Source organism: Sphingomonas sp. NFR04 (assembly GCF_900114095.1).
GTDB lineage: Bacteria > Pseudomonadota > Alphaproteobacteria > Sphingomonadales > Sphingomonadaceae > Sphingomonas.
The window spans coordinates 67,242-76,492 of sequence record NZ_FORV01000002.1 but is presented as its reverse complement, the minus strand read 5'-3'; the positions used below and the strand labels follow the sequence as shown (position 1 = coordinate 76,492).

Sequence of the window (9,251 nt, the reverse complement as noted above, 5' to 3'; positions counted from 1 at the left end):
GGTCATCAATCCCAGCCCACGCAGGAACCGCAGGGCGCTCCTCCAAAGCCTGAAGGGCAAACCAGGCATCACGAAGCGGGTAGCCTCCCTTATCGAGAAGGAAACGCGATGAAATTCACCGACGTTCAGATCGAGAACGTGCTCGCGATCGGCGAGGCTAAGCTGAGCCTCGACACGCTCGGCCTGGCGCACATCTCGGGCATCAACAACGACGAGACCAGCGCCGACAGCAACGGATCTGGCAAGAGCTCCATCGGCGATGCGATCAGCTGGTGCCTGTGGGGCTCGACGGCGCGCGGCGTCTCGGGCGACGACATCGTCAATACCATCGTCGGCAAGGGCGCCCTCGTGTCGATCACCATCGATGACGACGGCGATTTCTGGCGGGTCACCCGCTACCGGAAGCACCCGAAGGGCAAGAATAGCCTCAACCTCGCGCACCATGACGCCGCGACCGGCGAATGGATTGACGCGACGAAGGGGACCACTGCCCTCACCCAGAAGGCGATCGAGCGCTTGCTCGGCTGCTCCGAGGAAGTGTTCAACGCCGCTGTCTACTCGGGGCAGGAAATGATGCCCGACATCCCCCGCATGACGGACCGTCAGCTGAAGCTCCTCGTGGAGCAGGCCGCCGGCGTTGACGTGCTCGCCGGGGCGTATGAGATCGCGCGCGAACGCATGCGCAAGGTCGCTGAGACGCGCGCACAAGCGCAAATCGCATTCGACCGAGCAACCGAGCGTCACCGCGACGCGCTCGCGTCTGTAGAGCGTCTGAACGACCAGAAGACACAATGGGACACCGATCAGGTCACGAAGATCGCTGGGCTCAAGACGCAGACCGGCGCCGCTGTGAAGGCGTTCCAGACGGCGAAGGCCGAGCTCGACGATGATGGCCTGAAGAAGGTCCGCGAAGACATCGTCGATGCGCAGGAGAAGATCGAAGCCGTGCAGTCCGAAGTCGCGCGCGAGCGTGACCTCGCGGCCGACCTTACGCAGGCGCAGTCGGCGCTTGCGCAAATCCAGCGCCGGTTGGCGTCCGAAGAAACGACTGCCGCGGCAGCTGATCGATCCGTTTCCGCGGCGGAAGCGGCGCTGGAGCGGACCAAGAACGGCGTGGGGCAGCCGTGCGATGATTGCGGTCGTCCGCTGGAGGAGGAGCATCTCGCCGACGCGATCGCCAACGCCGAGACCAAGCTCAAGGCGCAGAGGGCCGACCGAGACAAGTGCATCGCTCACCGTGACGCCGCCAAGTCGAAGGTCGCTGCATTCGAGCGTGCGGTCACCGCCGCCCAGAAGGATCTGGACGATCATCGCGCCAGCATGACCGACGTGTCAGCCGAGGGCGCTCGCCTGAAGAATCTGCAGCGCGAGCTTCAGATCGCCCAGGCGGCGCGAACCGAAGTCGAGCGCCTGCGCGTCGCTGCCCAAACCATCGGCAAGCGTTGGAAGGATGAGGCTGCGGCCGAGAACCCATTCAACAAGATGCTGAAGGATGCCGACGACACGGTCGTCGCGCGCGCCGCCGAGCTCGAAAAGTCCAAGGGGTCTTTGCTGAAGGCGGCCGAAGAGCTTGGTTACGCCGAGGCTGTTGCTGGCGTCTTCGCGCCTGCCGGCGTCCGTGCCCATCGCTTGGACGAGGCAACGCCCTTCCTCAACGAGCGGACCGCACACTATCTCGGCAGCCTGTCGGACGGCGCGATCGATGCATTCTGGACCACGCTTTCCGAGACGAAGAAGGGCCAGCTGGTCGAGAAGTTCTCGGTGACGGTGGAGAAGCCGGGCAGCGCGCCGAGCTTCAACAACCTGTCGGGCGGCGAGAAGCGCAAGGCGCGGCTCGCATGCGCGCTCGCGCTCCAGGATCTCGTCGCAACCCGGGCGACCAAGAGCCTTGAGCTTTGGTTGGGCGACGAGATCGACGACGCACTCGACGCAGCCGGCCTCGAACGCCTCATGGGCGTGCTCGAAGAGAAGGCCCGCGACCGCGGCACTGTCCTGGTCATCAGCCACAACGACATCGCGGCCTACGCGCGCAAGACGATCCAGGTGGAGAAGTCGGGCGGCCGGGCAAGCGTCAGCATCATCTGAACGAGGCACAATGAGCAAGAAAGCACCGGCGGTCCAGGTGACCGCCGACATGATCTCCAAGGCCGCAAATACCTCGACGGTGAAGGATTTGGTCAAGCTGGCCGCGGCCTTCGCCCGGGCGAGTGTCCACGGCCCCTACCCTGTCGAGCTCCCGATCCTCTGCGCGTGCGCTGTGAAGGAGAAGGGGTACCGCCGGCATAGCGTGCCGACCGGTACGCGCGTCAACGCGAAGGAGATCCGGCTCGGCAAACGCGACGGGCTCATCTTCGTCATGCCGGTCGACGGCGAATGGGTCTGCGACAAGGGTCCGGTCGAATGGATCGAGCTGGCCTGGGATGACATCATCAACTGCTTCGGCGACCTGGCTGAGCGGGTCGAGAGTTACCTGGACGGCGCCAAGGTCGCCGACATCCAGGCAGCCGTGGTCGATGCGATCAAGAAGAACGCGGCGATGCACAAGATCCTCTCAGAGGGCTTTGTGGTCGCCCAGCAGGATAAGAAAGAGCAGGTGACGAACAGCATCGATCAATCCAACCCCCTATGGGGCCAGTTCTGATGAGCTGCGCCCCTTGCGGCGCACCCGCACGCATCGTCGAGGCCGCCAAGACGCACCACGCAGCCGGCGGGACGAAGACGCCGCTTAACTGCCGCCTGTATTCCGGCGGCTGCCCTCACCTCGCGCTCAAGAGGAAGCAGTGACAATCATTCGAATGCTGGGCATCGATCCCAGCCTCACGCACACCGGCTATGCGGTGTGCGAGGTGTGCACGGAGACCCGGAAGATCATCCGCGTCCTCGAGATGAGCACCATCAAGACCGAGAAGACCAAGAACAAGCAGGTTCGCAGTTCGAGCGACAAGATGCACCGCGCACGCGCTCACGCGGTCAAGCTGCGCGAGGTGATCGCACAGCACCAGATCAGGGTTGGTGCTGCTGAGGTACCGTCTGGCGGTCAGAGCGCGAACGCAGCGAGCGCGTTCGGTATCGCGATCGGCATTCTCGCATCGCTCACCATTCCGCTGATCGAGGTCAGCCCGGCTGAGGTGAAGATGGCTTCGGTAGGCTCGAAGACTGCCGACAAGGAGGACATCATGCGCTGGGCGCTGGCCCTCACCGAACGCACGGACAGTCCGGTCGAGTGGGGAGTCGGTCCCCGGAAGAACGAGTTCGAGATCGAGCACCGCGGCGGCTACATCCTCAAGGACATGGAGCACCAGGCCGACGCCATCTCCGGCGTGCAGGCGGCGATCGCCAGCGAACAATTCCGTCAGCTCGCGGGGATGATGGCGGCTCTTATTTCTTAATGCAATGTGTCGACCGACACACACACGTCTGATACAATCCCCTCGACGTTCAACCCTAGGAGTAACCCCTTCATGACGGATGCTGCGGACACGCAAGCGCCGGGCGCGACCACTCGCGTCTACCATTACCCGACCGAGGCCAGCGCCCTCGTGTCGATCACCATCGACGACAGCCGCGACGCACTGCTGACCGAGTTCGGCAAGGCGACCCTGCGCGACCGCTACCTCCTGCCGGGCGAGAGCTACCAGGATCTGTTCGCCCGCGTCGCCTGCGCCAACTCCGATGAAGTCGTGCGCGGCGAGAAGACCGGCCACGCCCAGGTCATGTATGACGCCATCTCGCGCCTCTACTTCATGCCGGCAACGCCGATCCTTTCGAACAGCGGCACCAAGCGCGGCCTGACGATCAGCTGCTTCCTCAACCGCATCGGCGACAGCATGACGTCGATCGCCCAGGGCGTGCACGAGAACATCTGGCTCGCGGCGATGGGCGGCGGCATCGGCACGTTCTGGGGCGACGTGCGCTCGATCGACGAGCCCATTGGCGGCTCGATCACCGGCACCACCAGCGGCATCGTTCCGTTCGTCCGCTGGCAGGACGCTCAGACCGAGGCGATCAGCCAGGGCTCGCTGCGCCGCGGCTCGGCGGCCGTCTACCTCGACCTCGCCCACCCGGAGATCGAAGAGTTCATCGACATCCGCCGGCACCAGGGCGGCGATCAGCGGCGCAAGGCGCACAACATCCACCACGGCGTGATGGTGCCCGACGCCTTCATGGACAAGGTATGGCTCGAAACGCAGGAAGAGCGTGTCTGGGAGCTGAAGAGCCCCAAGACCGGCGCCGTCATCAAGACGGTCGATGCCCGTGCGCTGTTCATCAAGCTGGTGACCGCGCGCCTTGAGCTGGGCGAGCCGTACATCGTCTTCTCGGACCGTGTGAACAGCATGCTCCCCGAGATCCAAAAGGTGCTCGGCCTGAAGGTCGTGCAGTCCAACCTGTGCTCCGAGATCACGCTGCCCACCGGCGAGGATCACCTCGGCAACTGGCGCACCGCGGTGTGCTGCCTCTCGTCCATGAACATGGAAACCTGGGATCAGTGGCGCGGCGAGAAGAAGCTCGTGCTGAACGTCCTGCGCTTCCTCGACAACGTGCTCACCGAGTTCATCGCGCAGACCGCCGGCATGGTGGGCTTCGAGCGAGCCCGCTACTCGGCGATGCGCGAGCGCTCGGTCGGCCTGGGCATGATGGGCTTCCACAGCTACCTCCAGTCGAAGGAGATCCCCTTCGAGAGCGTCGCGGCCGAGAAGGAGAACATGAGCTTCTGGGAGTTCATGAAGGCCGAGGCCGACGAAGCCGATGAGCAGCTCGTCCGCGAGCGCGGCGAGAACCCTGACTCCGCGGACGCCCGCCAGCTCGACCCGTCCGTCAAGCCGCGGCGCCTGACGAACCGCTTCTCGATCGCCCCCACGGCTTCGATCTCGATCATCTGCGGCGGCGCCAGCGCCTGCGGCGAGCCGATCCCGGCGAACAGCTACACCCAGAAGACGCTTTCCGGCTCGTTCAATGTGCGGAACAAGTACCTCGATGCCCAGCTGCGTCGGCGCTACCACCAGCTGCGTGACAGCCTGGCAGCCGCCAACAAGACGGTCGCGGTGCTGCTGCGCGAGCAGCCCATGTTCCGCGGCGTCGAAGAGCAAAGCGAGCAAGAGTGGGTAGAGGCGCAGTGGGCATCGATCACCGTCAATGACGGCTCGGTGCAGCACCTCGCCTACTTCTGCCGTCTCGAGAAGGCGAACTACAAGACCGCCTTCGAGATCGACCAGCGTTGGGTGGTGAAGCATCACGCGATGCGGACGCCGTTCATCTGCCAGTCGCAGTCGCTGAACATCTATCTGCCGTCGACGGTGCACAAGAAGGACCTCGTGGAGATCCATCGCTATGCCTACGAGCAGGGCGTGAAGAGCCTCTACTACCTCCGGTCGAAGTCCGCCTCGAAGGCGATGGCGATCGGCAATCAGGCCGGCGAGATGCCGCAGGCCCACATCGAGGCAGCGCCAGCCGGCCCCGTCTACATCGACGAGCCGGTCTGCGAGTCCTGCCAGTAAACGCTTGATCTGTGCGCGTGTGTGTCTTAACGCACACGCGCACCAACAGAGAGAGAATCATATGACTGATCTGCCCGCAACTCTCATCGAGGGGTTGGGACACGTCGAGCTGCCGGGCACTGGCCCCTGGTCGATCCGTGACCACAATCATCACAGCTTCGATATCGTCGATGCGGCCGGCGCGGTGAGCAATCCCCACATCACGCCGCAACCGACTGCGCGCTCGCGCGGCGTCAAACGCAGCATGCACGTTGCGCTCTCGAACCGCACCGACGCCCTCAAGATCGTCGACCGCTTCAACGCCGATCTGGCGGCGCAGAGCTGATGCTGAGCGAGGCAGCGCACCGGGACGGCGCTATGCTGGGCCAGGTGGTCTACGAGCGACGCGAGGGGGACTTTTACCCCACGCCGCCGGAGAACGTCGACTGCCTCGCTCACTTCGTCGACCTGTCGAAGCGCGTCATATGGGAGCCGGCTTGCGGCGAGGGCCACATCAGCAAGCGGCTCCTCAAGGTGACCACCGCCAGCGTCTACAGCACCGATCTGCATGATCGCGGCTATGGGCGCGGCGGCATCGACTTCCTGCGTGCGGACGTGACGCCCCGCGGGGTCAATATGATCATCACCAATCCGCCGTTCGCTGATCTAGCGGAGGCGTTCGTGCGGAAGGCGCTGGAGCTGATGCGGCCCCGCGGCGGATCGGTGGCCATGTTCCTGCGCAACGAGTGGGATATGAGCTCCGAGGACCGGCCCGATCTGTTCGAAGGCCACCCGGCATACGCAATGAAGGTGTGCGTCACCAAGCGCCCGCGCTTCATAGAAGGTTCGAAGGGCTCGCCGCGGCACAGCTACGCCTGGTTCGTCTGGGACTGGGCGAAGCCCGCCGGCACCCTCGCCCCCATCCGATACATCCACCCCAACAATGCGCGGCCGATCAGGGCCGCCATCAACTAACAGGAGCAACAGTGCCCAAATCCTTCAAGTTCGGCATGGCCGCGGCGTTCGTCGCATGCGGGATTGCCGGCGTCCTGACGCTCGGCACGTTCGTCTATGTCGGCGTTTCGCTCGCCCAGTACCTGGGGAGCCACTGACATGTCCCTAATCCTCCCGAGCAAGGCATACCGACCGTTCCAGTACCCGCAGGCCTATGAGTTCTGGAAGCGACAGCAGCAGGTGCATTGGCTCGCGGCCGAGGTGCCGATGGGTCAGGACGTCCGTGACTGGGCCAAGCTGGATCCGAAACTGCGCGACACGCTGACGTGGATCTTCCGCATGTTCGTCCAGGCCGACATTGACGTCCACAAGTGCTACCACAAGCTCTACCAGACCATCTTCCTGCCCACCGAGGTGCAGATGATGCTGAGCGCCTTCTCCAACATGGAGACGGTGCACATCGACGCTTACAGCCACCTCATGACCACGCTCGGCCTGCCCGAGAGCGAGTATCATGCCTTCCTCGACTACACCGAGATGAAGGCGAAGCATGACTGGATGCACAGCTTCAACCCGAACAATCCCGAAGAGGTGGCCGCGTCGCTCGCAGGCGTGTCCGGCTTCGGCGAGGGTCTGATGCTCTTCGCCAGCTTCGCGATGCTGCTCAACCTGCCGCGACACAACCTGATGAAGGGCATGGGTCAGATCGTCAGCTGGTCGGTCCGGGACGAGAGCCTGCATTGCGAAGGCATCATGTGGCTCTATCACACCTACCTGCGCGAGAAGGCTGGTGAGATCGACCGCGAGCGGCTGTCCCGCAAGAACATCGAGACGTGCCGTGAATCGGTGCGGATGGAGGACGCCTTCATCGACTTGGTGCACCAGCACGGCGATATGCCGGGCGTCGCCAAGGACGAGTTCAAGGCCCATATCCGTAACGTCGCGAACATCCGCCTCCGGCAGCTCGGCGAGCTCCCCATCTACGACGACGCCAAGTATCTGCCGTGGTTCGACACCCAGGCTTCGGGCGTCGAGCACGCCAATTTCTTCGAGCAGCAGGGCACGGCTTACAGCCGCGCAGCAACCGAAGGCGAGTGGGGCGAAGCGTTCTAGACCGTATCATTTGCGTCCTGCATGTGTCGGGCAACACTGGTGAAAACCGTGTTGCCCGACACATTTTTGTTTGCGTTACCTGTCGAAGCTTCTTACAGAGGTTGTGCGCAGTGACACACACGAGTCGCAAGTAGAGAGCATAGGGGTCAAACAAGCTCATGCCCATTTCGATGGATAAAATCGTATTCAATCCGGCCGTTTCCAAGTTCGCCGGAACCGTTTTCAGTCTTTCTGGCCTGGAAGACGCCGTCAGCCAGCTCGACGTCGAAGATGCCGCCGCAAATGCCGCGTCGCCCATCGGCGGAATCATGGGCCGCACCTTCGCAGTGCCCGACGCCGAGTTTGGCGGCAACGGTGATGACATCGCCGAGTTTGCTGGCCGCCAGTGCTACAATTCATTCGAGAAGGGTCGCGACTCGACCGCCTATCATTTGAATATCAAGGAGCAGCGGCACGGCTCGATCTACGAGCATGTCAGCCTTTGCTTCCTGATCTCCGGCGTCTCGCGATCCCTGACCCACGAACTTTTGCGTCACCGCGTCGGAGTCGCCTACAGCCAAGAGAGCCAGCGCTATGTCGATGCGAAGAACATTCGCTTCGTCTTGCCGCCGCTCCTCGCCTACCACCTGGAGGGCATGACGCCCGAGGAACTCGAGGCCGATCCCGAACTCACGATCTTCCGCCGTTCGTGCAACAACTCCCTGCGTGAATATGTCGCGCTGCAGGAGCAGTTCGTCGCCCGCCTGCGCGCAATGCAGGCCGCCGGCGCGAAGGAGAATGCCATCGTGTCGCTGAAGAAGCGCGCGAACGAGGCAGCCCGGTCGCTTCTTCCCAATGCCGCCGAGACGCGACTGATCTTCACCGCCAACCTTCGCTCGCTCCGCCACATTCTTTCGATCCGCGGCGCTGAGCCTGCCGACCTCGAAATCCGTCGCCTGGCGCCGGTGATCCTCGAGTCCGCCCGCTCCCATGCGCCGCAGTTCTTCTCGGACTTCGTTGCGATGGTCGGCGAAGACGGCATCAGCAGCATCATGGCCGAGAAGGGGAACTTCTGATGTCCAAGATCGCGCATATTATCGCGATCCGTGCAGCTTCGCTTGGTGATCTGGGCTTCGGTATCAGTCACCAACCGGACGACGTGGGCCATATCTTCGCAGAAGGCGAGGTGTGGATCGGGCCGCGGCCGAAGCTGGAAGTGGATTTCGACTTCGTTCAGCCGATCCCCTACATCGTGATCCGTGATGGCAAGAACGTGCTGGTCTATCAGCGCGGCGCCAGCGGAGGCGACGCTCGGCTGCATGCGAAAGCGTCGATCGGGTTCGGGGGCCATGTCGACGGAAGCGACGCGGTCTATGACGCAGATGGCGTCATCGATCTTCGCGCTACGATGCAGACCGCCTGCATCCGCGAGCTCGAGGAAGAGCTCGGCATCAGCTTGCTGCGCCTTTCCGACGAACAGCGCGCGGGCTTGTGCAACTGGGCGGCGGTGATCAGCTCGGCGGCGTCCGATGTTGACAAGGTGCACGTCGGCCTTGTGGCCGTTATCGACGTCCAGGCTTTGCCGGGCATTGATCCTGCCAAGTTCGAGGACGTGATCGAGAACGCGCGATGGGCGGCGCCGCAGGCCCTCGTTCTCGGCGCGGCGGCCGGCGACATCACGCTGGAAACCTGGACGGACCTCGTCCTCCGGCACCCATTTTAACTGGAGCG

10 protein-coding genes are annotated in these 9,251 nt (G+C 63.5%); all 10 read left to right on the top strand.

The window, feature by feature from the left end:
• The first annotated feature begins 108 nt into the window (after positions 1-108).
• Positions 109-2,085 carry an AAA family ATPase gene (locus BM009_RS06510; RefSeq protein WP_175487928.1) on the top strand — a complete coding sequence of 659 codons (1,977 nt, stop codon included), beginning with the start codon at positions 109-111 and terminating at the stop codon, positions 2,083-2,085.
• A gap of 10 nt (positions 2,086-2,095) precedes the next feature.
• Positions 2,096-2,641 carry a hypothetical protein gene (locus tag BM009_RS06505; protein WP_093294858.1) on the top strand — a complete coding sequence of 182 codons (546 nt, stop codon included), beginning with the start codon at positions 2,096-2,098 and terminating at the stop codon, positions 2,639-2,641.
• A 139-nt stretch (positions 2,642-2,780) separates the two neighbouring features.
• Entirely contained in the window at positions 2,781-3,389 is a 609-nt protein-coding gene (locus BM009_RS06500; RefSeq protein WP_175487927.1) for a crossover junction endodeoxyribonuclease RuvC, read from the top strand.
• Positions 3,390-3,461: 72 nt separating this feature from the next.
• Positions 3,462-5,495, top strand: coding sequence for a ribonucleoside-diphosphate reductase subunit alpha (locus tag BM009_RS06495; RefSeq protein ID WP_093294855.1), 2,034 nt, complete (start codon positions 3,462-3,464; stop codon positions 5,493-5,495).
• A 61-nt stretch (positions 5,496-5,556) separates the two neighbouring features.
• Positions 5,557-5,820 (top strand): hypothetical protein, encoded by a 264-nt coding sequence (locus tag BM009_RS06490; RefSeq protein ID WP_093294854.1) that lies wholly within the window; start codon positions 5,557-5,559, stop codon positions 5,818-5,820.
• Positions 5,821-5,852: 32 nt separating this feature from the next.
• Complete coding sequence (locus tag BM009_RS06485) at positions 5,853-6,449, top strand: class I SAM-dependent methyltransferase (protein WP_139216563.1); 597 nt, start codon at positions 5,853-5,855, stop codon at positions 6,447-6,449.
• Between the two features lie 11 nt (positions 6,450-6,460).
• The gene (locus BM009_RS23120; protein WP_302847357.1) at positions 6,461-6,586 is read left to right on the top strand and encodes a hypothetical protein; all 126 of its coding nucleotides are present in this window, start codon (positions 6,461-6,463) and stop codon (positions 6,584-6,586) included.
• Between the two features lies 1 nt (position 6,587).
• Positions 6,588-7,541 (top strand): ribonucleotide-diphosphate reductase subunit beta, encoded by a 954-nt coding sequence (locus BM009_RS06480; RefSeq protein WP_175487926.1) that lies wholly within the window; start codon positions 6,588-6,590, stop codon positions 7,539-7,541.
• Between the two features lie 158 nt (positions 7,542-7,699).
• The gene (gene thyX / locus BM009_RS06475; RefSeq protein ID WP_093294849.1) at positions 7,700-8,596 is read left to right on the top strand and encodes an FAD-dependent thymidylate synthase; all 897 of its coding nucleotides are present in this window, start codon (positions 7,700-7,702) and stop codon (positions 8,594-8,596) included.
• Positions 8,596-9,243, top strand: coding sequence for an NUDIX domain-containing protein (locus BM009_RS06470; RefSeq protein WP_093294848.1), 648 nt, complete (start codon positions 8,596-8,598; stop codon positions 9,241-9,243). The genes thyX and BM009_RS06470 overlap by 1 nt, the downstream gene beginning before the upstream one ends.
• Positions 9,244-9,251 lie beyond the last annotated feature (8 nt).